The sequence below is a fragment of the Nocardiopsis kunsanensis DSM 44524 genome (assembly GCF_000340965.1).
Classification (GTDB): domain Bacteria; phylum Actinomycetota; class Actinomycetes; order Streptosporangiales; family Streptosporangiaceae; genus Nocardiopsis; species Nocardiopsis kunsanensis.
In genome coordinates, this window is the sequence record NZ_ANAY01000019.1 from 88,689 (window position 1) to 110,801 (window position 22,113).

21 protein-coding genes are annotated in these 22,113 nt (G+C 69.5%); 8 read left to right on the forward strand and 13 right to left on the reverse strand.

Annotated features, from left to right (window positions below; genetic code table 11):
- Positions 1 to 51 precede the first annotated feature (51 nt).
- Positions 52 to 1,098 (reverse strand): 3-deoxy-7-phosphoheptulonate synthase, encoded by a 1,047-nt coding sequence (gene aroF, locus D456_RS0113995; protein WP_017576811.1) that lies wholly within the window; start codon positions 1,096 to 1,098, stop codon positions 52 to 54.
- A 306-nt stretch (positions 1,099 to 1,404) separates the two neighbouring features.
- Here aroF and D456_RS0114000 point away from each other — a divergent pair, with 306 nt between their 5' ends.
- Positions 1,405 to 2,040, forward strand: coding sequence for a molybdopterin-dependent oxidoreductase (locus D456_RS0114000; protein WP_026115870.1), 636 nt, complete (start codon positions 1,405 to 1,407; stop codon positions 2,038 to 2,040).
- A 14-nt stretch (positions 2,041 to 2,054) separates the two neighbouring features.
- Here the strand turns inward: D456_RS0114000 and macS are convergent, their stop codons facing one another.
- The 3 genes from macS to D456_RS0114015 are packed head-to-tail and all read right to left on the reverse strand — an operon-like array spanning position 2,055 to position 4,926.
- Complete coding sequence (gene macS / locus D456_RS0114005) at positions 2,055 to 3,200, reverse strand: MacS family sensor histidine kinase (protein WP_373295723.1); 1,146 nt, start codon at positions 3,198 to 3,200, stop codon at positions 2,055 to 2,057.
- Positions 3,197 to 4,120 (reverse strand): hypothetical protein, encoded by a 924-nt coding sequence (locus D456_RS0114010; protein ID WP_017576814.1) that lies wholly within the window; start codon positions 4,118 to 4,120, stop codon positions 3,197 to 3,199. Before D456_RS0114010 ends, macS begins: the two co-directional genes overlap by 4 nt.
- Complete coding sequence (locus D456_RS0114015; RefSeq protein ID WP_017576815.1) at positions 4,117 to 4,926, reverse strand: alpha/beta hydrolase; 810 nt, start codon at positions 4,924 to 4,926, stop codon at positions 4,117 to 4,119. Before D456_RS0114015 ends, D456_RS0114010 begins: the two co-directional genes overlap by 4 nt.
- A gap of 434 nt (positions 4,927 to 5,360) precedes the next feature.
- Between D456_RS0114015 and D456_RS0114020 the strand changes: the two genes are divergently transcribed.
- On the forward strand, positions 5,361 to 6,182 hold the full coding sequence (locus tag D456_RS0114020) for a lysophospholipid acyltransferase family protein (RefSeq protein WP_017576816.1): 822 nt from the start codon (positions 5,361 to 5,363) through the stop codon (positions 6,180 to 6,182).
- Between the two features lie 110 nt (positions 6,183 to 6,292).
- Here the strand turns inward: D456_RS0114020 and D456_RS0114025 are convergent, their stop codons facing one another.
- Both D456_RS0114025 and D456_RS0114030 read right to left on the reverse strand, forming a co-directional pair.
- Complete coding sequence (locus D456_RS0114025; RefSeq protein WP_017576817.1) at positions 6,293 to 7,240, reverse strand: ROK family glucokinase; 948 nt, start codon at positions 7,238 to 7,240, stop codon at positions 6,293 to 6,295.
- A 160-nt stretch (positions 7,241 to 7,400) separates the two neighbouring features.
- Positions 7,401 to 7,838 carry a hypothetical protein gene (locus D456_RS0114030; RefSeq protein WP_017576818.1) on the reverse strand — a complete coding sequence of 146 codons (438 nt, stop codon included), beginning with the start codon at positions 7,836 to 7,838 and terminating at the stop codon, positions 7,401 to 7,403.
- Positions 7,839 to 8,226: 388 nt separating this feature from the next.
- Here D456_RS0114030 and D456_RS0114035 point away from each other — a divergent pair, with 388 nt between their 5' ends.
- A complete protein-coding gene (locus D456_RS0114035; RefSeq protein ID WP_017576819.1) occupies positions 8,227 to 10,029 on the forward strand; it encodes an AMP-dependent synthetase/ligase in 1,803 nt (600 codons plus the stop codon).
- Positions 10,030 to 10,394: 365 nt separating this feature from the next.
- Here the strand turns inward: D456_RS0114035 and qcrB are convergent, their stop codons facing one another.
- The 4 genes from qcrB to ctaE are packed head-to-tail and all read right to left on the reverse strand — an operon-like array spanning position 10,395 to position 14,779.
- Positions 10,395 to 12,071, reverse strand: a complete 1,677-nt coding sequence (gene qcrB / locus D456_RS0114040) for a cytochrome bc1 complex cytochrome b subunit (protein ID WP_017576820.1) — start codon at positions 12,069 to 12,071, stop codon at positions 10,395 to 10,397.
- Positions 12,071 to 13,225, reverse strand: coding sequence for a cytochrome bc1 complex Rieske iron-sulfur subunit (qcrA, locus tag D456_RS0114045; RefSeq protein WP_017576821.1), 1,155 nt, complete (start codon positions 13,223 to 13,225; stop codon positions 12,071 to 12,073). The genes qcrB and qcrA overlap by 1 nt, the downstream gene beginning before the upstream one ends.
- Positions 13,218 to 14,135, reverse strand: a complete 918-nt coding sequence (gene qcrC / locus D456_RS0114050) for a cytochrome bc1 complex diheme cytochrome c subunit (protein ID WP_230480307.1) — start codon at positions 14,133 to 14,135, stop codon at positions 13,218 to 13,220. Before qcrC ends, qcrA begins: the two co-directional genes overlap by 8 nt.
- Positions 14,136 to 14,152: 17 nt before the next feature.
- A complete protein-coding gene (ctaE, locus tag D456_RS0114055) occupies positions 14,153 to 14,779 on the reverse strand; it encodes an aa3-type cytochrome oxidase subunit III (RefSeq protein WP_169336001.1) in 627 nt (208 codons plus the stop codon).
- A 481-nt stretch (positions 14,780 to 15,260) separates the two neighbouring features.
- On the opposite strand from ctaE, the gene D456_RS0114060 reads away from it, so the two are divergent.
- From D456_RS0114060 to trpD, 3 genes are all read left to right on the forward strand, one after another.
- Complete coding sequence (locus D456_RS0114060) at positions 15,261 to 15,701, forward strand: chemotaxis protein CheY (RefSeq protein ID WP_017576824.1); 441 nt, start codon at positions 15,261 to 15,263, stop codon at positions 15,699 to 15,701.
- A 5-nt stretch (positions 15,702 to 15,706) separates the two neighbouring features.
- Positions 15,707 to 15,835: a hypothetical protein gene (locus D456_RS27775; protein ID WP_272980735.1), complete on the forward strand. Its 129-nt coding sequence runs from the start codon at positions 15,707 to 15,709 to the stop codon at positions 15,833 to 15,835.
- An 88-nt stretch (positions 15,836 to 15,923) separates the two neighbouring features.
- A complete protein-coding gene (gene trpD / locus D456_RS0114065) occupies positions 15,924 to 17,015 on the forward strand; it encodes an anthranilate phosphoribosyltransferase (RefSeq protein WP_026115873.1) in 1,092 nt (363 codons plus the stop codon).
- A gap of 111 nt (positions 17,016 to 17,126) precedes the next feature.
- Here trpD and D456_RS0114070 read toward each other — a convergent pair whose 3' ends face one another.
- From D456_RS0114070 to D456_RS0114080, 3 genes are all read right to left on the reverse strand, one after another.
- Complete coding sequence (locus tag D456_RS0114070) at positions 17,127 to 17,402, reverse strand: Lrp/AsnC family transcriptional regulator (RefSeq protein ID WP_017576826.1); 276 nt, start codon at positions 17,400 to 17,402, stop codon at positions 17,127 to 17,129.
- A 212-nt stretch (positions 17,403 to 17,614) separates the two neighbouring features.
- Positions 17,615 to 18,379 carry a rhomboid family intramembrane serine protease gene (locus D456_RS0114075; RefSeq protein ID WP_017576827.1) on the reverse strand — a complete coding sequence of 255 codons (765 nt, stop codon included), beginning with the start codon at positions 18,377 to 18,379 and terminating at the stop codon, positions 17,615 to 17,617.
- Positions 18,357 to 20,081: a DEDD exonuclease domain-containing protein gene (locus tag D456_RS0114080; protein WP_017576828.1), complete on the reverse strand. Its 1,725-nt coding sequence runs from the start codon at positions 20,079 to 20,081 to the stop codon at positions 18,357 to 18,359. Before D456_RS0114080 ends, D456_RS0114075 begins: the two co-directional genes overlap by 23 nt.
- Positions 20,082 to 20,152: 71 nt before the next feature.
- Between D456_RS0114080 and D456_RS0114085 the strand changes: the two genes are divergently transcribed.
- Both D456_RS0114085 and D456_RS0114090 read left to right on the forward strand, forming a co-directional pair.
- On the forward strand, positions 20,153 to 20,461 hold the full coding sequence (locus D456_RS0114085) for a hypothetical protein (protein WP_017576829.1): 309 nt from the start codon (positions 20,153 to 20,155) through the stop codon (positions 20,459 to 20,461).
- Positions 20,458 to 21,798, forward strand: coding sequence for an NYN domain-containing protein (locus tag D456_RS0114090; RefSeq protein WP_017576830.1), 1,341 nt, complete (start codon positions 20,458 to 20,460; stop codon positions 21,796 to 21,798). The genes D456_RS0114085 and D456_RS0114090 overlap by 4 nt, the downstream gene beginning before the upstream one ends.
- Positions 21,799 to 22,113: the final 315 nt, after the last annotated feature.

Sequence of the window (22,113 nt, forward strand, 5' to 3'; positions counted from 1 at the left end):
CCACCGGCGCCGGCCCCGGTCCCGCTCAGGGAGGGGCCGGCGCAGCCGGACCTACAGGCCGACCGGCTGCCGCTCCGGGGCCGGGGTCAGAGTCCGGCCGGTGAGCGCGGCGAGGGTGCCCGCCAGGTCGCGCAGCTCGGCCAGGTCCTCCTCCAACAGCGCCTGGGGGCCGTCGCACAGGGCGGTCTCGGGGTGCGGGTGCACGTCCACGATGACCCCGTCGGCACCGATGGCCACGGCCGCGCGGGAGAGCGGAAGGACCAGGTCGCGCTTGCCGCCCGAGTGCGAGGGGTCGACGATGACCGGCAGGTGCGAGAGCTTCTGCGCGACCGGCACGGCACTGATGTCGAGGGTGTTGCGGGTGGCCTTCTCGAAGGTGCGGATGCCGCGCTCGCACAGCACGATGTCGAGGTTGCCGCGCTGGGCGACGTACTCGGCGGCCATCAACCACTCCTCGATGGTGGCGTTCATGCCGCGCTTGAGCAGGACCGGCTTGCCCGCGTCCCCGACCGCCTGGAGCAGGGCGAAGTTCTGCATGTTGCGGGTGCCGATCTGGAGCATGTCGGCGTGGGAGGCGACCAGGTCGACGTCGGCGGCGTCCACGACCTCGGTGACGATCGGCAGCCCGGTCTCCTCGCGCACGTCGGAGAGGATCTTCAGACCTTCCTCGCCCAGGCCCTGGAAGGCGTAGGGGGAGGTACGGGGCTTGTAGGCACCGCCGCGGAGCAGGGACGCCCCCGCGGTCCGGGCCATACGGGCGGCCTCCAGGGTCTGTTCGGGGGTCTCCACGGCGCAGGGGCCCGCGATGACGGACATGTTCTCGCCGCCGACCGGGACGCCGCGCACGCTGACAACGGAACGGCTGTCGTGGTTCTCCCTGCTCACGAGCTTGTAGGGGGCGGAGATACGCAGTACCTCGGCCACGCCGGGCCTGGCGGCCAGCCCCAGGTCCTGGAACCGGTCGACCTCACCGACCAGACCGATGATGGTGCGGCTGACCCCGCGGGTGACGTAGGCCTCACCTCCGACGGAGGAGACCAGTTCGACGAGCGCGTCGATGTTGGCGGGTGTGGCGTCCGGTGCCATGACGATGACCATGTGGGTTGTCCCTGTGTGTCGAGTGCGGTCGAGCCGCCGGGGACCGTCGCCCGGAACGCAGAGAGCCCCGGGCCTGTCCGGCCCGGGGCTCCTGGAGAAGTCGTCTGTGTCAGCGCAGCGCTTTACAGGCGACCGTCCGGGGTACGGGCCGGTAGCCATAAAAGCGCCAAAAGTTCCGCTGCATGGCAGTGACTATAACCCACACTCTCCCTCCCCGCACAAGAACGGGGGGAGTGACCTAGCTCTCCTCGGCCACTGGGAGAATGGAGGGGACCTGGCACCGACACGCGAACGGGGGGGAACCGATTGTCCGCTGGAACGGAGCCCGGCAGACAGGGCGGGGACCGGTCGACCGGCTTCCCACCCGGACAAGCGGTCCGGTACCAGCACAAGGCCCTGCACTACGGGCCGGTACCGACCTTCCGGCCCGAGCGCTGGAACCTACGCGTGGTGGGGGCCACCGAGGACCTGGGCGCCTACCACTGGACCCACGAGGAGCTCCAGGAGCTGCCCCGCACCGAGGCGGTCAGTGATTTCCACTGCGTGATGCGCTTCAGCGTCCCCCAGGTGCGCTGGTCCGGGGTGAGCGCGCTGGACCTGGTCGCGCTGGCGCCGCCCTCCCCCGAGGCCACCCACGTGATGGTGTGGGGCGAGTACGGCTACAGCGCCAACCTGCGCATGTCGGACTTCCTGGCCCCGTCGGTGCTGCTGGCCACCCATTGCGACGGTCGTCCCCTCACCCCCGAGCACGGCCATCCGCTGCGGATGGTGGTGCCCCACCTGTACGGCTGGAAGAGCGTCAAGTGGCTGCGGATGGTGGAGTACATGACCGCCGACCGCCGGGGTTTCTGGGAGGAACGCGGGTACCACAACCGGGCCGATCCCTGGCTGGAGCAGCGTTTCTCGGCCCAGGAGGAACCCGGCGACGGCCCCGCCCGCTGAGCCGTCCGCTCCGGTCACGCCCGCACCCCGGCGGAGCGGGGGCGTGGCAGACGGATCTCGACCTCGGTCCCCTCCCCGGGGCCGGAGACGACCTCGACGGTCCCGCCGAGGTCGTGCACACGGCCCAGGAGCGACTGCGTGAAACCCAGACGGCCCTCACGGCGCGCCTCCTCCAGGCGCCCCTCGGCGATACCGGGGCCCTCGTCGCGCACGCTGACGGTCACCCCGGTCTCCTCGTGCTCCAGCAGGACCCAGGAACGGGTGCCCTCCGGGCAGTGCACGGCCACGTTGTCCAGCGCCGCGCGCACGGCGGCGGCCAGCTCCCGAGCGATGTGCTCGGGCAGCTCGACGGGATCGGCCGGGCCGGACACCGAGACCAGAGCAGACCCCTGCCCGCGCAGGAGTTCGCACAGGTCCGCGGTCCCGGGGACGTCCTGGGCCGGGGCCACCGTCCCGCTGACCAGAGCACGCAGGAGTGCCTCCTGCTCACCGGCCATCCGCCCGAGTTCGGCCGCCTCTCCCCCGGCTTCTTCCCCGCGGCGGTGCACGAGGGCGAGTACCTGGAGCACCGAGTCGTGCACCGAACGGGCGATCTGCTCACGCTCGCGCATGCGCGCCTCCAGCTCCACGGCGCGGGCGAAACGCGTCTCGGCCCGGTGGGCCACTCCGGCCATGTACCCCACAGCGGTACCGGCCAGCAGGAGCAGCACCACCCCGCGCAGAGTGGCGCCGGTGACGGCTGCGCCCATGAACTCGCGCAGCGCCAGGTCGCCGAGACCGTACAGGAACGCGACCAGGACCGCTGCGCGTACGCCCGCGACCGCTCCGGTGGCCAGGACCGCACCGGCGAACCAGTACGCGCTCAGGGGAGCGGCCTGAGTCAGGTAGTGGGGCCCGGCGGCGAGGGCGGTGGCGAACAGGCACCCGAAGGCCACCAGGAGGTCGGCGGTGAGCACACGCCGGCCACGCAGGTGCGGACGGGCATAGAGGCGGGCGCTCACGAGGGTCCACAGGGCCATCACCGCCAACACGCCCCCTGCCGTCCAAGGGCGTGTCAGGTGCTCGTGGTGCTGGACGACGAGGACCACGGCGTGGACCAGTGCGACGGCGCGGTAGAGCGCGAACGTGCGCCAGAGGGGGACGTCGAAGCCCAGGTTCAGACCACCGCCCCGTCGTCCGGCCCGTTGTCGCCGGGCGGACGGCTGTCGGTCATGCGCAGGATCAGCACGACGAAGCCGCCCAGGAACGCCACGACCGCGGCGAGCATGAGCCAGTTCGGCAGCGAGATGCCCAGGAAGGCCGCCCCGAAGAGCACCACGGGCGCCGCCAGCAGTCCGGACCACGCGGCGATCCCGACCTTGTCCCCCTGCAGCAGGGGCGGCGGGGGAGGCGGCTCGTAGTGGCCCTCCAACTCCTCCTCAGCACGGCGGGCGGCGGCCTCCTCGTCCTCCTCGCGTGCGTCGTCGTCACTGTCGTCGCGGCGGCGGGCACGGGAGGCGAGCAGGTCTCCGATCCGGTCGGAGGCGGAGTCGTCCTCGCGGCTCTCGGTCCCGAGGTTCTCGGCGTCGGGCCAGGAAGCGCTGCCCCGGTCCGGTCCGGCCGCGGTGTCGTAGAAACGGGCGACCAGGTCCTTCCAGATCTCGTCGTCGGTGCCGGACCCGGCACCGTTCCCGGCCGCCTCGTGGAGCGGGCCGTCCAGCAGGTCTCCACCGACGGCGTTGTCGGCCCCGCCCGGGGCGCGCTCGTCGGCGCCCTCCTCCGGGTCGGGGAAGGGTTCGGTGCGCGGGGCCAGCAGGTCGGAGGCGTCCTCGTGGTGCCCGTTCTCCTCCAGCCCGGGCAGTTCGGCGTCCAGGACCTGCTCGGCGGCCGCGCGTTCCTCGGCGTCGACGTAGAGGTGGTCGGTGGGCGGGTCCTCCCCGCCGCCGTCCGGTTCGAGGACGTCCTCGTCGAGCGGTAGGGCGTAGGCGGCGATACCGCTGCGGCGCAGGACCTCGAGCATGTGGTCGGCGAGCGACGGGGAGAGCAGGATCAGCGGAACGTAGGCATCGGCGAGCAGGCCGTTCTCCCGACGGTGTGTCATCGGTCGACTCCTTCCCCGCTCCTCTTCTGCTCTCGCACGAACGCGAGGCTTCCGGCGAAGATCGTGGGCGCGTCATGGTCGAGTGTCGCCACGTGGTAACTGTCCCGGAGCAGATGGATCGTCACCCTGGTGTTGACCGCTCTCCTGGCGAGGATACGCAGACTCCGTGGCCCCACCACGTGGTCCTGGGTGCTCCGGTAGGCCAGGACCGGCGCTCGCAAACCGGACATCCCGTTCTGGACGGTGCGCCACAGTTTCGGGAGTGTCGCCGCGGCCGCGGTCGGCACCCGGTCATATCCCCCTTCCCCGGTACCGGGACGGGACACGTCGCTACCGATGCCGGGTGTGGAGGGCAGCAGGCGCGCAGCCAGACGGGGGAAGGGCGCGATGCAGGGGAGCCGGACGTCCTCCAGGGTCAAGGAAGGGTTGACCAGGACCACGGAGGAGACGAGGTCGGGGTGTTCCCGGGCCAGGCGCAGGCTCAGCGCACCGCCCATGGACAGTCCCATCACGTGGATCTCGTCGCAGCGCTCGGCCAGGTCGAACAGGGCGCTCTCGACCGCGGCGAACCAGTGGTCGCTGGTGGTGAGGTTCATGTCCTGCCAGACGGTGCCGTGGCCGGGCAGCAGGGGCAGTTCCACGCTGAGCCCGGCCTCGGCCAGATACTCGGCCCAGGGGCGCATCGAGTGCGGTGAGCCGGTGAATCCGTGGCACAGCAGCGCACCGACCCGCGAACCCCGGTGGCTGAAGGGCTCGGCCCCTGGGAGCAGTGCGGTGTCCGGCGCGGTCGGGATGGTCGATGTCACGGAGGTGTCTCCCGGGGGATCGTTCGGCGCTTCCGGGCGGCGCCGGCCGTGGCCATGAGGCGTGTCCGGCTTGCGAGGCTAGCCGTTCGGACGGACGCACGCCATGTCTGCACACTAACGCCGTGCGGCCTCTTCCGGCCCGCCCCGTCCCGGGTGCGGGCCCGGGACGGGGCCGCCGGTCCACCCGGCCGCCCGTGACCTCAGGGGTGGCGGTCGGTCGGGTGCGGTGGACCAGTATCCTCGTGGGGAACCGGACACGGCCGTACCTTCAGGCACGCTTTGGCAGAGGGCCTGGCCCGATGGGAAGATGGCCCACGTCGGACGACGAGCACCCGCCACCCCGGGCGGGGGTGTCCTGGCCGTAGTTGACCGAGCGGGAATTGGACAGCGGTGGACCCTGCCCAGAGCTCCCCGCGAACGCAGGGGTGATCCGAATGTTCTACTGGGTGGTCAAAGCGATCCTGGGGCCGGTGCTGGCCGTGTTGTGGCAGCCCAGGGCCGAGGGTGTGGAGAACGTGCCCCGCCGCGGTCCGGCCATCATGGTCAGCAACCATCTCTCCTTCTCCGACCACTTCTTCGGCCCGTTGCCGTTGCCGCGCAAGATCACGTTCCTGGCCAAGGCGGAGTACTTCACCGGAACCGGGGTCAAGGGTCTGGCCAGCCGGGCGTTCTTCAGCGGCGTGGGGCAGATCCCGATCGACCGCTCGGGCGGCAAGGCCAGCGAGGCGGCGCTGCGCACCGGGCTACGGGTCCTCAGACGCGGCGACCTGCTGGGCATCTACCCCGAGGGCACCCGCTCCCCCGACGGCAAGCTCTACCGCGGCCGTACCGGCGTTGCACGCCTGGCTCTGGAATCGCGTTCCCCGGTGGTCCCGATGGCGATGATCAACCTCGAGAAGATCATGCCTCCCGGCCGTACCGTCCCCAAACTGGGCGTGCGCCCGCACATGAAGTTCGGTGAGCCCCTCGACTTCTCCCGGTACTACGGCATGGAGGAGGACCAGCGGGTCCTTCGCGCGGTCACCGACGAGATCATGTATGCGCTCATGGAACTTTCGGGTCAGGAGTACGTCGACCGCTACGCCCAGGCGGTGAAGAAGGAGCAGGAGGCCGAGGCCAAGGAGGCCAAGCGGGAGCAGCACGCCGACGACAAGGAGCGCCGCAAGGCCGAGCGCCGTGCCCGCAAGGACGAACGCCGCGCCCGTCGGAAGGAGCGCAAGGCGCTCAAGGCCTCCGGGTCCGGGGAGAAGGCCTAGACCCCGGCAGGGTGCCGCTTCCCGGTCCCCGGCAGTGCGTCCTCACCCGCCCGTACGGCCGCCGTTCCCCTCATGGGGAGGACGGCGGCCGTACGGCGTCGAGAGCGGTGTCAGAGACGGGCCAGGTCCCCTGCTCCGACGATGCCTGCTTCTCCTCCGAGCTCGGCAACACGGATGTCGGCGAGCCTGCGCCCCGGACCGCCGGAGACGTTGCGGGCGAAGGAGACCCGGACGGGGTCGAGGAGCATCTCCCCGGCGTCGGAGACCCCGCCGCCCACGATGAAGCACTCCGGATCCAGGATCGCGGCCAGGTCGGCCAGGCCGCGCCCGGTCCAGTCGGCGACGGCCTCGAAGCACTCCAGGGCAGCGGGATCACCCTCCAGGGCCGCCTGGGTGATGGCCTGGCCCTCGATGCCCTCCACGCTGCCGTCGGCGAGCTTGAGCATGCGCTCGGCGGCGACAGGGTCGGTGCGGGCGAGGTCGCGCCCTTCGGCGACCAGGGCACTGCCACTGGCGTACTGCTCCCAGCAGCCGTGGTTGCCGCAGGCACACCTGCGGCCGTGCGGGACCATCCGGTAATGGCCGATCTCGGCCGCGACCCCGTACCGGCCGCGGTGGAGCTTGCCGTCCAGGACGAGACCACCCCCGATGCCGGTACCGAGGGTGACGCACACGATATGGCCGCTGTCCCGGCCGGCACCGAAGCGGGCCTCGGCCCAAGCGGCCGCGTTGGCGTCGTTCTCGATGACCACGGGAAGGCCGGCACGTTCCTGGACACGGTCGCGCAGGGGATGGTCGCGAAGCCCGATGTTGACCGCGACCTGGACGGTGGCACGGTCCTCGTCGACAAAACCGGCCACCCCCACACCGACGGCCCCGACCTCGTCCCCGTCACGGCGTCCGCGCAGTTCATCGACGGCGCGGGCCACGACGTCGGCCAGAGCGCGGGGGTCCTCGGCGGGGGTGGGGTGCTTGACGCGGTCGAGGATCTGCCCGTGGGGGTCGACGACACCGGCGGCAACCTTGGTTCCGCCGATGTCTACGCCGATGGTCAGCATGGGGGCAGCTCCTTCGCACTTACGCACAAACTCTGACACAAGTAGGCGCCTTCAGATCAGAGTCCTTGCAAATGGTGTAAACCATTCGATTAAACCAGGCCGAGCCGCCCCTGGCATCCCACCCGTCACCATCGGCCGAGCACCGGACTCCCCCGCTCCCTCACACGCGCCCGGCCCCGGGCTCCTGGGCCCGGCCCCCGGCCTCCTCCGCCTCGCGGGCAGCACGCCCCTCCTCACGGGCCTGCTCCAAGGAACGCTCGAGGACACCCCAGGTGCGGCCCACCGCGTCGGCCAGGCTCAGGCCTGCCCGACCGAGGTGACCGGCCACCTCGGGGGCGGCCCTGCGCACGATGTCGAAGACTTCCTCGGCGGCCGGCCTGGGCTCGGGCGCCTCCAACCGGATCGCCCGGCCCCACACGTCCTCCTCCTTGGGACGGGAGCCCACCGAAGCGACCCCGCGCCTGACCCCGGCGGCGAAGATCCTGCGCTGGACGTCGCCGACGAGGCCCAGGACGCTGTCGACGGGGTCGGGTCCCGGGGGACGGTCCTGGCCCTGATTGCCCCGTTGCCCGGTCTCGCGGGCGTCGTTGTCCGTCATGTCCTTCTCCTGTCGTGACACGTCCTCGGCTTCACGTTAACCGGGGACACGGACCGCGGACAGGGTTCCGGGCCCGCATCCGGGAGGTTTCAGGGACACACCTGAGAGCGCCGGGCATCGTGGCGGGCGCGCTCGGCCACTGGAGGAGACCGCTGGCACGACCACCTCGAAAGCCCTATTCCTCAACAGGAACACCGAATGTGCGCATGGGGCACACCAAGGGATATCGTCACATGCAGGTGAGACGTCCTCGACAGCACGTCACCGCAGGGTGTCCGGTCACTGTTGGATACCGAACGGCAACCTGTTCTACTCACGAGTAGCATTCATTGTTACGGTCATCACGTCCCCACACACATCAGAATCCGTTCACGTCCAGGAGCACCACGTGCGCGAATACAGCTCTCCAGCGGTCGTCGAGATCTCCGACGACGCACGGCTGACCGACACGCTCTACGCCCATGCGGCCGCCGAGCCCAAGGCCACGGCCGCCCGCAAGCAGGAGTCCGAAAGCCAGTGGCGTGCCATCAGCACCGAGGAGATGCACGGCGACGTCACCGCCTACGCCAAAGCACTGATCAATGCCGGTGTGGCCCACGGTGACCGCGTCGCCCTGCTGTCCCGCACCCGCTACGAGTGGACGGTCATCGACTACGCCATCTGGTCGATCGGCGGCGTCACCGTACCGATCTACGAGACCTCCTCCCCCGAGCAGATCGAGTGGATCCTCTCCAACTCCGGCACCAAGGCCGCCTTCGTCGAGAACGAGGAGCACGCCCAGCGCGTGGAGTCGGTCCGTTCCAACACCCCCGGGCTCCAGCAACTCTGGCGCATCGACGAGGCGGAGTTCGCCGAACTGCGCTCGAGCGGCTCCGAGATCTCCGACGAGACCCTCGAGGAGCGCCGTACCGCCGTCAAGGCCGACGATCTGGCCACCCTCATCTACACCTCCGGTACCACCGGCAGGCCCAAGGGTTGCCGCCTCACCCACCGCAACTTCCTCTTCATCGCCCGCGGCGCCCTGGAGGGCCCCGCCAAGCAGGTCCTCAAGGGCCACCAGGACCCCTCCACCCTGCTGTTCCTGCCGCTGGCGCACGTCTTCGCCCGTTTCGTGCAGGTCATGGTGATCGAGGCCAATGCGACCCTGGGCCACTTCCCCTCGACCGGCCCCGAGCTCATCGACCAGTTCTCGGTCTTCAAACCGACCTTCCTGCTGGCCGTGCCCCGCGTGTTCGAGAAGGTCTACACCAAGGCCGAGCAGAAGGCGGTCTCCGAGGGCAAGGGCAAGATCTTCAGCACCGCGGCCGAGACGGCGATCGCTTACAGCAAGGCGCTCGACACCGGCCAGGTCCCGCTGTCGCTGCGCCTGAAGCACAAGCTCTTCAGCAAGCTGGTCTACGGCAAGATCACTTCCCGCCTCGGCGGCGAGGCCGAGTACGCCGTCTCCGGCGGTTCCGCCCTCGGAGCGCGCCTGGGCCACTTCTTCCGAGGCATCGGCTTCACCATCATCGAGGGTTACGGCCTCACCGAGACCACCGCCCCGACCTCGGTCAACAGCCCCGAGTTCAACAAGATCGGGACCGTGGGCCGGCCCCTGCCGGGCACCTCGATCAGGATCGCCGAGGACGGGGAGATCCTCCTCAAGGGCGACCACATCATGCCCGGTTACTGGGAGAACGAGAAGGCGACCGAGGAGGCCTTCACCAAGGATGGGTACTACCACACCGGTGACCTCGGCGCCCTGGACGACGACGGCTTCCTCTCGGTCACCGGCCGCAAGAAGGAGATCATCGTGACCGCCGGCGGCAAGAACGTCGCCCCCTCCGTCCTGGAGGACCGCATCCGCGCCAGCGCGCTGGTCTCCCAGTGCATGGTGGTCGGCGACAACCGCAAGTTCATCGCCGCGCTCGTCACGATCGACCCCGACTCCTTCGAGCAGTGGAAGCAGCAGAAGGGCAAGACCGGCGAGCTCGCGGAGATGACCGCCGACCCCGACCTGAACGCCGCGATCCAGGAGGCCGTGGACAACGCCAACCAGGCCGTGTCCAAGGCCGAGAGCATCCGCAAGTTCAGGATCCTGCCCACCGACTTCTCCGAGGAGAGCGGTGAGATGACCGCCTCGCTCAAGGTCAAGCGCCACGTGGTGAACAAGGCCTGGAGCAAGGAGATCGAGGAGATCTACAACGGCTGAAGCCGTTCCGACGCACACCCCGGGCCGGGTCCCGTGGGGACGGACACGAAGGAGCCGCCGGCCCCGTCGGGGCGGGCGGCTCCTTCGTGTCCGCGACCGGTGGCCTCCTCTCCTCCGGATCCGCTTCCGGACGACGGGCACGGGTAGCGCACGCACCCCCGCCTGCGAGCTCCCATGGCACACGAAGCGCACCGGAGAGACGTCCGGGGCGCCGGGCCTGCCTGCCTACCCCGAGCAGCACACGGCCCACAGGAAGCCCCTGAGGACGAACAGGCCCCGGACACACGACGGACCCGGCCGTGGCACGGCCGGGTCCGTCGTCGGTAGGACGATCCGCCTCGGGGAGCGGATCCGCGGGTCACTCGTTAATGCCCGTCCTCGTCCTCCTCGGGGCCCTCCTGGGAGGTGTGGTCGTGGGTGTGGTGCAGGTGGTGGCCGCTGTGCGGTTCCACGTCGCGCACCGTCACGTTGTCCTTCGTGTACCAGTGCGCGAGCGCCCTGCGGAGCTTGCCCATGCCCTTGCGGGCATCGGGGTTCTCCACACCGCTCGAGTCCACGTCCTCTTCCTGCAGGACGGTGGAGGAGGGGTCCTTCTTGCTGCTCAGGACCTCCACGGTCTCGCTGGAGCTCTCCTTGTGCACCTCGATGAACTCACCGCTGGGCAGCTGCTGGATGGTGCCGCTCTCGTAACCGTGCTCCAGGGTCTCCCGGTCACGGCGCTGCAGCCCGAGGCAGATGCGCTTGGCGATGACGAACCCGAGGATCGGACCCGCGATCGCCAGGACCCTGAAGATGTAGGTCGTCAGGTACAGGTCGATCGAGAAGGTCTCCGACAGGATGTCGTTGGAGCCCGCCAGCCACAGCACGCCGTAGAAGACGACACCTGCCACACCCACACCGGTACGGACCGGAGCGTTGCGGGGGCGGTCGGCGACGTTGCGGGCGCGCTTGTCACCGGTGATCCACTGCTCGATGAACGGCCACAGGGCCAGACCACCGAAGATCAGGCCCGGGATGACCAGACCGGGCACGAGGACCGCGACCATGATCGGGTATCCGGGACCGATCGGGATCGTGAAGTCGAGCCAGTTCGGGAAGATTCGCAGTGAACCCTCCATGAAGCCCATGTACCAGTCCGGCTGGAGACCGGAGGTGATGGACGTCGGCGTGAACGGCCCGAACAGGTGGACGGGGTTGATCTGGACGAACGCGCTCAGACCCGCGATCACGGCGAAGGTGAAGAAGAAGAACCCACCCGCCTTGACCGCGAAGGCCGGGAACATGGGTGTCCCGACCACTGTTCTGTCGGTTTTCCCCACCCCTGGGTACTGGGTGTGTTTCTGGTGCCACAGGATCATGAAGTGCGCGACGATCAATCCCAGCAACAACGCCGGGATCAGCAGAACGTGCAGCACGTACAACCTGGTGATGATGTCCTCGCCGGGGAACTCCCCGCCGAAGAGGAACATCGAGATGTAGGTACCGACGAGCGGGATCGCCAGCATCACGCCTTGCAGGATCCGCACGCCCATACCCGAGGGCAGGTCGTCCGGCAAGGAGTAGCCGAAGAGGCCCTCCACCATCGCCAGAGCGAAGATCGCCACACCGATGAGCCAGTTGATCTCGCGCGGCTTGCGGAACGCACCGGTGAAGAACACACGGAGCATGTGGATCACCAGGGCGGCGACGAAGATCAGCGCCGCCCAGTGGTGGATCTGCCGCATCAGGAAACCACCGCGCACATCGAAGTCGATGTACAGCGTGGAGGCGAACGCCTCCGACATCGGGACGCCCTGCAGGCGTTCGTAGGAGCCGTCGTAGACGATCTCCATCATGCTGGGCTTGAACCAGAGCGTCAGGAAGACGCCGGTGACCAGCAGAATGATGAACGAGTAGAGCGCGATCTCGCCCAGCATGAACGACCAGTGGTTGGGGAAGACCTTGCGGAGGTTCTTCTCACCGGTCTTGGCCAGGTGGAATCGGTCGTCGATGTAGTTACCGACGCCGCGCAGTGCCTTGGGTGCCTGAGTCGTCTTGCTCATCAGCTGCCGCTACCCCCCTGGTATTCCCAGAACGTCGGACCGGGCGGCTCGTTGAAGTCGCCGGTCGAGATGAGGTAGCCCTCATCGTCCACACCGATCGGGAGCTGCGGCAGACCGCGGTGGGCCGGACCGAAGACGACCTTGGCCGCGTCCGCGGCATCGAACGTCGACTGGTGGCACGGACACAGGATGCGGTGCGTCGTGCGCTCGTACAGCGCCGCCGGGCAGCCGACGTGCGTGCAGATCTTCGAGTAGGCGACGATCCCGTTGTACGTCCAGTTCATGTGGGTCTCGTCGGAGTCCTCCGAGACCGGCTGGTTCATGCCTTCCTTCCAGTCGCCCTCCGGGACCTTGATCAGAAGGATCACGGATTTCGCCTGGTCGTTCATGCTGATGCCGTGCGGGTACCGCTCGTCGTCGATGGCGGGCAGGGCGGAGATCATCCCGTTGGGGTCGTTCTCCAGGTCCTCGGCCCGCAGGGCACGGTGGGTGCCCTCGACGTACATGCGCCGCCCGTTCTCCCACGGGGTGTGGTGCATCTTCTCCCGGGGCAGCGGACCCAGGTCGCGCAGCAGCACGACGGGCGCGATGCCCAGCGGGATCATCGACGCGAGGAGAGTACGGCGCATGAGCGGACGCTTGGTGAAGCCGCTCTCGTCGGCGCCCTTCATGAAGAACTCGCTGAAGGAGCCCTTCTCCTCCTCGTTGGAGGGCAGCTCGTCGTAGGGCGAGTGCACCTCGTAGTGGGGCATCACGTTGCGGGCCCACACGGTCATACCCGCGCCGATACCGAACATCGCCAGGGTGAGCGTGCCACCCAGCAGCATGTTCGAGTACTGCGCGATCTGCGGGTCCGCGATCATCGGCTCGCCGGACGAGTTCGGCGGGAAGACGAAGTAGGACGCGATGAAGGCGATACCGGCCAGAGTGGCGATGATGAACCACGCCGACGCCATCTTGTCCCCGCGCCGCATCTGCTCCTCGGAGCGAAGGTGCGTCTCGAAGGGCTCGAAGGGCCCGGCGTGGGCGCTCTCGTTCTCTGCCGGCTGTTCGGAGACCACACGCTCCTCGGCGGAGGACGACGGGGTGCCGACCACGCGCTCGGGCTTGTCGTCCCCGGCCTCGTTCTTGTCGTTGTTGTTGTTCTCAGTCATGGGCACGCTGCTTCGCGGTGATCCAGATCGCGCAGGCCACGATCAGGGAGAGACCCACGGTCCACCCGATGAAGCCCTCGGCAACCTGACCGACGCGGTCCAGGGCGAAGATCCCGCCCGCATCGGGTTCGGCCTGGAGGGTCTTCACATAGGAGATGAGTTCCTGCTTCTCCTCCGGAACGATGACGCCGTCACTGAACATCGGCATGGCGCCGGGACCGCTGACCATGGCCTCGTAGATCTCGCGCGGGGTCGCGTCGTGGATCTCGGGGGCCCAACGGCCGTCGGTCAGGGCTCCGCCCCCGCCGGACCAGCTGTGGCAGTGCGCACAGTTGGTCAGGTAGAGCTTCATGCCCTCGTCGGTGTCGCTGGCACCTTCGATGTAGGAGTCGTACTCGGCCTCGTAGGTCTCGAGGGCCTCCTCGTAGGAGCCCTCGTCCTCGAAGTCCTCGCGCTGCGGCTCCTTGCCCGGCACCTCGTAAGGCACGTCGGGCCCGGCTTCGCCGTCCCTGATCTCCGCGTCGTAGTACGCGATCAGGTTGGTGAGTTCCTCCTCGGACATGACCATGTCCCTGCGGGGCATCTGGCTGTCCGGGTCCATGGACGGCATACGTCCGGTGCTGACCTGGAAGTCGACCGAAGCGGAACCGGCCTCACGCAGGTCGGGCCCGTTCGGGCCGCCGGAGCCGTCCTGACCGTGGCAGCTCGCACACGTCTGGTCGAAGATGGCCCGGCCTTCGGCGATGTCGACGTCGTCCGGGTCCGGTGCCTCAGCGGAGAGGGTCTGTGCCCTGGCTTCCTCGGCGGTGGGGGCCATCGCGGCGTACCCCACGCCGAACAGGGCTAGCGCGAGGATGACGACGACATACCCCGCCAGGGGATGCCGCCGCCGCGCGGTAATCCATTTCACGGTTTCCCCGTTTCGGGTCACTGGATGAAGTAGATGGTGAAGAACAAAGCGACCCAGACGACGTCGACGAAGTGCCAGTAGTAGGACACGACGATCGCACTGGTCGCCTGCTGGTGAGTGAAGCGCTTCGCGGCGTACGTACGTCCCAACATGATGAGGAACGCGATCAACCCACCGATGACGTGGAGTCCGTGGAAGCCCGTGGTCAAGAAGAACATCGATCCGTAGGAACTCGACTGCAGAGTCAGTCCCTCGTGAACGATGAGCTCGTAGTACTCATAAGCCTGTCCACAGATGAAGAACAGGCCCATGAAGAACGTGATGAAGAACCACATACGCAGCTTCCGGACATCCCCGCGCTCCGCGGCCCAGACGCCGAACTGCGCAGTGAAGCTGGAAGCCACCAGGACCACGGTGATGGTCGACGCCCACGGAACGTTCAGGTGGGCGTCCGGCCAGGCCCCGAGGTCGGGGTCTCCGGTGATCACCGATCGGATGGTGAAGTACATCGCGAACAGCGCAGCGAAGAACATGAGCTCGTTGGCAAGCCAAACGATGGTGCCAACGCTCACCAGGTCAGGACGCTTTGCCGCACCATGCGCTGGTGTCGGTGCTGTTTTTGGGTTCGCGGTTGCTGTCGCCACGGGAGCATTATTACGGCATCTCGCGCAGCGCCGTACTCGACCCCCCGTAAGGCGACGGATCAGCACCGGCATCGACCGCTCACAAGCGCCCGGAGGCCCACCTGCCCGTGACTCGGGCGTTACTGTAACGATCGGCTCGGCCGAGGCGCTTCTACGACACGCTGTAGGCGCCACACCGGCCTGATCCTGGGCGTCCCGGGCTTTTCCGTACCCCTGGGAGGCGCCCGCGAACCGCTCCCGATCATCGCGAGAGCAACAAAAGCATCACCGTTGCATAACATGACCGCTGGGGGTGGTGATTCAGGCCACCCGGGCACCCCAGGTGGGCTGGTGTCCAACATCTCAACGTGCGGGACGTCCCCGGGCCTTCTCTGTGCACCACGAGCGCGAGGGAATACAGTCGGAGGGGAACAGCCAAGGAACCCCCTGCGGCCGCGCCTCGGGCGACGGCCGCGGACCGACGTGATGGGACGGTTGCGCGATGGTGGGCAGTGGTACCGACTCCGGCACCAGGATGCGCGTGCTGATCTACAGCGACAACGCTGAGACCCGTGAGCAGGTGCGCCTGGCCGTGGGCCGCCGGCCCGCCGCGGACGTGCCCAAGGTGGAGTTCTTCGAGTGCGCGACCGCCCCCGCGGTCATCAACAAGCTGGACTCCCAGGACCCGGACGACCGCATCGACGTGGCGGTCTTCGACGGCGAGGCCGCTTCCCCCGTGGGTGGCATGGGCCTGTGCCGCCAGGTCAAGAACGAGATCTTCCGCTGCCCGCCGGTCCTGCTGCTGGTGGGACGGCGCGACGACGGCTGGCTCGGTACGTGGTCGCGCGCCGAGGCCGTCGTCAGCCATCCGCTCGACCCCGTCGCCCTGGCGGAGTCCCTGGCCGAGCTCATGCGCTCACGCACGATGCTCGTCGACGGGTGAGGCACGTGGCTCACCCGCACGGTCCGACCGCGCAGGAGGACGGCCAGGAGCATCTGCTGCGCCGTCTCGTCCTGGGCGGGGCTCTCAACCACGGTGCCGACATCGGGCGATGGCGCGGCCCTGCGCCTCTTTAGAACCTGCAAGCGCGGACCGGCCTGCCATGCAGCCCGTCCGGCACCGCCGAAAAGCCCCTTTGCCGTGCACAGCCCGTGGAGTCACACCATGAACGCCCCGACCTCAGCAAGCCCTGCCGACGAACCCTCCGCCGTGACCGAGCGGAACTGGTCCAACCTCATCACCGTGCTGCTCGGCGGGACCGACCTGAGCGCCGCCGACACCGAGTGGGCGATGAACGAGATCATGTCGGGCTCGGCCACCGACGCCCAGGTCGCAGGTTTCGCGATCGCCCTGCGTGCCAAGGGCGAGAGCGTCTCGGAGGTCACCGGGCTGGCCGAGGGCATGCTCGGCAACGCCGTGGGCCTACAGGTCCCGGGGCCGAGTCTGGACATCGTGGGTACCGGCGGCGACCGCGCACACACGGTGAACGTCTCGACCATGGCCGCGATCGTCTCGGCCGCGGCGGGCGCGCGTGTGGTCAAGCACGGGAACCGGGCGGCTTCCTCCTCCTGCGGGACCGCCGACGTGCTCGAGCGCCTGGGTGTGGTGCTGGACCTGCCCCCTCACATGACGGCGCGGGTGGCCGAGGAGGCCGGCATCACCTTCGCGTTCGCGCCGATGTTCCACCCGTCGTTGAAGTTCGCCGCCAAGCCGCGCCGTGAGCTGGCGGTGCCGACGGTGTTCAACTTCCTGGGGCCGCTGACCAATCCGGCCCGGCCCACCACCTCGGCGATCGGGGTCTTCGACGAGGCCATGTGCGAGACCATCGCCGGGGTCTTCGCCCGGCGTGGCTCGGACGCCCTGGTCTTCCGCGGTGACGACGGTATCGACGAGCTGACGATCTCCACCACGTCCACGGTCTGGGTGGTGCGTGGGGGCAGGGCCCGGCGCGAGGTCCTCGACCCCGTGGAACTGGGGATCCCCCGCTCCGCGCAGGACGCTCTGCGCGGCGGGGACGTGGAGTTCAACGCCCGGGCCGTGCGCGAGACGGTCGAGGGCCGCAAGGGACCGGTACGCGACGCAGTCCTGCTCAACGCGGGTGCGGCGCTGGCGGCGGTGGACGGCGTCGAGGGGTCCCTGACCGAGGCGGTGCGCTCCGGTTGTGAGCGGGCCGCGCAGGCCATCGACAGCGGGGCGGCCCGGCACGCTCTGGAGACGTGGGTGGAAACCAGCCAGGCACACGCCAAGCACGTCTGAGAACACCGCCGGCCCCGGGGCACGGCAGGGGGCGGATCCGCCGTTCGGCGGATCCGCCCCGCTTCGTGCGGGCCGTGCGGAGGTTCTGTGTGCGAGCCCCGCGGCAGGCCGTCACCAGCCCAACGCGAAGGCCGATTCCAGGTCGTGCTTGGAGTAGGCCTGGAACGAGATGTGGGTGTCCGAGGAGAGCACCCCCGGGACCTTGTTGACGTGGCCGGGGATGACGTCGGCGAGGTCCTCGTGGCGGCGCACGCGCACCATGGCGATGAGGTCGACGCCGCCGGTGACGGAGTAGACCTCGCTGACCCCCTCGATCTCCGCGATCGCCTCGGCGACCTCGGGGATGCGGTTGACGTCGGCCTTGATCATGACGATCGCGGTGATCACTGTGTCTCCTGGGTTGCTAGGGCGTGGGCGGGTCCGGGTCCCGGCCGCCGCTCAGCGTCCAGGACCTGTCCGTCAACACTGTCTCAGCCCCCGGGACCTGGTTCGGTGCGCCCCGGCGGGGTTCTGGGGCCCCGAGGGTGATCCCCGGCGGGGGTTTCCGTGGCGGGACGCGGGTGGGCCCGTCGGAGCGGAGCGGGGCCGAGGAGCACAGTTCAGTAGACGTCGGACAGGCGTGTGCCGGAACGCCAGCGCAGTCGGTAGACCACCAGTCCCAGGACGACCCCGGCGATGAACCCGTACACGTGCGCGGCGTAGGCCACGCCGGACCCCTCGCCGGGCGCTTCGGAACCGGTGACGTAGAGAAGATACTGGAGGACGAAGTAGCTTCCCACCAGTGCCCATCCGGGCAACCGCATGGGGACGACCACGAACACCAGGGTCGTGACCCGGCTGCGGAACTGCACGACGAGGTAGGCCCCGAGGACCCCGGAGATCGCCCCTGAGGCCCCCACCATGGGCACTTCCCCGTCCAGGTCGCTCAGGGTCTGGCCCAGGGCGGCCGCCAGACCGGTGGCCAGGTAGAGCGCCAGGAAGCGCAGGCGGCCGATGCGGTCCTCCACCACCGGCCCGAAAACGAACAGGTAGACCATGTTGCCGAGCAGGTGGGCGGCGCCCCCGTGCACGAACATGGAGCTCAGCAGCGAGAACCAGACCGCTTTGCCCCCGATCCGACCGCACTCGGGGACTATGGGGGCGGCCAGGCCGGTGGTTCCGGTGAGTTCGGCGGGTACCGCACCCCAACGCATGAAGTAGTCCTGGATCGCGCAGAAGCGCTCGACGGCTTCCGGCGGGTACCAGACGGCCGTGGCGGCCTGGGGTGAGGCCAGGTAGACGAGGACGTTGGCCGCGATCAGGGCATAGGCGACCACGGGGGCCCGACGGACCGGGTAGTCGTCATTGAGCGGGAGCGCGGCCATGGGCCCAGTGTGTCATTTCGGCGTGGGCCTCCGCGCTCCGCAACGGGCATGTCCACTCGCCCTCGATGCGTACCAGGCGGGTGGCGGGGTCGGTGAGCCAGTCCAGGACGAGCTCGCCCTCGGCGGCGGTGGCTCTGGGGACGGGGCCCGGGCCGGGTTCGACGTGTTCTGCGGTGGCTTCCAGGGAGGCGAGGAAGGCCGCGGGGTCGGTACCCGGACGCAGGACGGCGCTGGCGGCCAGGCGACCGTGGCGCACGACACCGGTCTCCCACCCCAGGGCTCCGGGCCGGGTGGCGATCACCTGGGGCAGGACCGCCAGGGCAGTCAGGCGTTGGGAGCGCCCGGCCCCGCGCAGGAAGGCGGCGAGCCGGTCGCGCAGAGCCGCGGCCTCCTCGTAGCGCAGTTGCGCGGACATCTTCCTGATGCGGGCGGTGTGGAGGTCCACGACCGCCGCGGGATCGCCGGTCATGGCTTCACGGGCGGCATCGGCGTGGGCGGTGTAGTCGGCACGGCTCTCGGTGCCGTCGCAAGGGGCACCGCAACGGCCGAGCTGGGCGAGCACACAGGGTTCGACGGTGCGCCGGGGCGGATCGAAGGTGTGCGTGCACTGGCGCAGCGGGAAGGCGGCCAGGAGCGCCTCACGGGCGCGGTCGGCCTCCTTCAGGCCGGTGTAGGGCCCCAGGTACGGGGCGCCGTCGTCCTTGACGGACCGCACCACGGACAGGCGCGGGAAGGCCTCGGTGGTGAGTTTGACCCAGTGGACGCGTTCGGGGTGGCGCGAGCGGCGGTTGTAGGGCGGTTTGCGTTCGGCGATGAGGCGCAGTTCACGGACCGAGGCCTCCAGCTCGGTGGCGCACACGATGGGGGTCACCCCTTCGACGACGCGGGCCATCTCGCGGATGCGCTGCCGGTTCTCCGCAGCCGTGAAATAGGTGCGCACGCGGTGGCGCAGGTTCTTGCTCTTGCCCACGTAGAGGTCGGCGCCGTTGGCGTCGGTGAACACGTACACACCCGGGGCTTCGGGCACCCCTTCGGCGAGGTGGCGTTTGGCGATCTGCTGTTTGGTCGGGGGTTTGGTGACCGACCGCAGTTCCTCGAGGCTGTGCACGCCCATGGGGCCGAGGCGTTCGACGAGTCCGTGCAGGACGTCGACGGTGGCGCGGGCGTCGTCCAGGGCCCGGTGGTTGGGGGTGACCGGTGTGCCGAAGAAGGCGGCGAGGGTGCCGAGCTTGTGGTTGCGGGTCTCGCCCCGGCCCAGGACCGCACGGGCCAGGCGCAGGGTGTCGACCACGGGCGGGGCGGGCCAGGGGTGCCCGTGGCGTTCGCAGGCGGCCTTGAGGAACCCGGTGTCGAAGGAGGCGTTGTGGGCGACCAGGGCGGTGCCGGGGTCGCGGCGCAGGTACTCCAGGAGGTCGGGCAGGACCTCTTCCACGGGCGGGGCGGTGGCCACCATGGACTGGGTGATGCCGGTCAGGAGGGTGACGGTCGCGGGGATGGCGATGCCGGGGTTCACCAGGGTGGTGAACTCGTCGACGGTCTCGCCTCCGCGGACCCGCACGGCCCCGATCTCGGTGATCCGCGCGTCGGTGGCGCTGGTGCCCGTCGTCTCGAGGTCCAGTACGACGAACGTGGTCTCGGACAGAGGGAGACCGAGCTCGTCGATGCTGGTCTGGATGCCTTCATCGGCCTGGGGCTGTGACACCCGGACAGGGTAGTCGGCACCTGTGACCGAACCTTCCGGTATGCATCCACCCCTGACCGACATGGAAGGATGTGGAAACGACCCCACAGGAGAAGGAGACGATCGTGGCCATCGTGAAGCCGGGCGGTGACGAACGTCGGCGCTGCGTCGGGTGTGCAGACCCCACGTGGTTCGGCGTGACCCGGACGGTGCGTTCCGAGGACTTCGTGCACCGGGAGCTGTCCGGTGCCGGCGTCGTGGCGGAGCACAGGGTCCTGTCGGAGACGGTGGCGGGGGTGCGCTGCCGCCGGTGCTGCCCAGCGGACGCGGTCCGGGCCGTGTCCCGGCCCGGTGCCGCGCGCTCGGGCCGGGTCGCCGAGAGCGTCCCGGGACAAGCATGAGCACGGATCCGGAGGAGGCAGCCGGGTCCGACGGTGCCGACGGGTGGTCGGCGCGTCCCCTCCCCGAACAGGTGCGCTCCCGGGTCGTGGAATACGGTTCCGATGTCCTGGGCGGGATGCGCGCCTCCGAGGTGCCGCCGGTGCTGCGCCGGATCGCCCGGTTCGAGCCGCGGCGCCGCGCGCGTCTGGCCGGCCCGCAGATCGCTGCCCAGTTGGAGACCGATCCCGGTTTCCGCTCCCGGGTCGCCTCCCGGGTGGAACAGGTCTGGCCGGAGCTCGTCGAGGGGCTCCGGTCCGGTGTGGTGCCGCCGGCAGCCGACCCGGTCGCGGTCGCGGCCTGCGCCTATCTGGTGCGCCCCGAGGGGTGGGCCGGGATCGTCGAGGACATCCACGGGGAGTTGGAGCGGCAGGTCGGTGCTCAGGAGGCCGACGCCGCCGCCGAGGACGCCGAGGCCGCGCGCACCCAGCTGGAACAGGTCAAACGTGAGAACCGGGCCGAGAACGAACGGTTGCGTTCGCAGTTGAAGGAGCAGCGTTCGGAGATCGCTGATCTGCGGCGCCGGGTCCACCACGAGCGCGGGCGCGCCAAGGAGGCCGCCGAGCAGGCCGATCGTGCGTTGGAGGAGACCGCGGGCCGCGAGCACGAGTCGGCCACCCGGATCAGTGCTCTGGAGGCGGAGAACCGGCGTCTGCGTGCACGTGTGGCCTCGGCGGAGACACAGGTGGGGAACGCCCGGCGTGCGGCACGTACGGGCCGCAACGCCGACGAGGCCCGCCTGCGGGTGCTGCTGGACGTGCTCGTCGAGGCCTCGCACGGGCTGCGGCGGGAGCTGGCTCTGCCCGCGTCCCTGGACAGCCCCGCCGACATGGTGGTCGAGGGTCAGGACCGGCGCGCGTCACTGGCGGGGTTGCCCGACGACGATCCCGGGTTGTTGGGGCACCTGTTGACGGTGCCGCGCGTGCATCTGCTGCTGGACGGCTACAACGTGACCAAGACCGGGTACGGGACGCTGCCGCTGGTCGACCAGCGCACACGGCTGTTGTCCTCCCTGGAGGGTCTGGCGAGCCGGACCAAGGCCGAGATCACGTGTGTGTTCGACGGCGCGGACGTGGACACCCCTCCGGCGACCGCGGGACCGCGGCGTGTGCGGCTCCTGTTCAGTGAAGCGGGTGAGACCGCCGACGAGCTCATCGTGCGGCTGGTGAGCGCCGAACCCCCGGGGCGTCCGATCGTGGTGGTCACCTCCGACCGGGAGATCGTGTCGGCGGTACGGCGGGCCGGGGCGCGTGCGGTTCCCTCGGCGGTGTTCCTGCGCGGGCTGGACGCCACCAGTTGAACCTTCGCTTCCGGGAATCCTCGGTGTAACACGCACCACCGCCGCGGGCACGGGAGCGGGCGGAGGGGGTCCTGGCCTGGAAGGACCGCCCGGACGGGCCCGCTGATGGCCGGCGGGTCCGCCGATCGGACCGGCTCGTGTGGTTGAGCCCCGACGGACGGTCCGCTAGGTTCTTCCCGAACGTGAGTGCTCCACCGGGTAGTGGACCACAGCTGTGTCCGCCCCGAAACCGGTGGGGTCCCCGCTGCGCTCGCGTGTCCCCGCCAGGACGGCCGGTGAGGGACCCCTTCCGTCTCGCCCCCCGTACAAGCATGC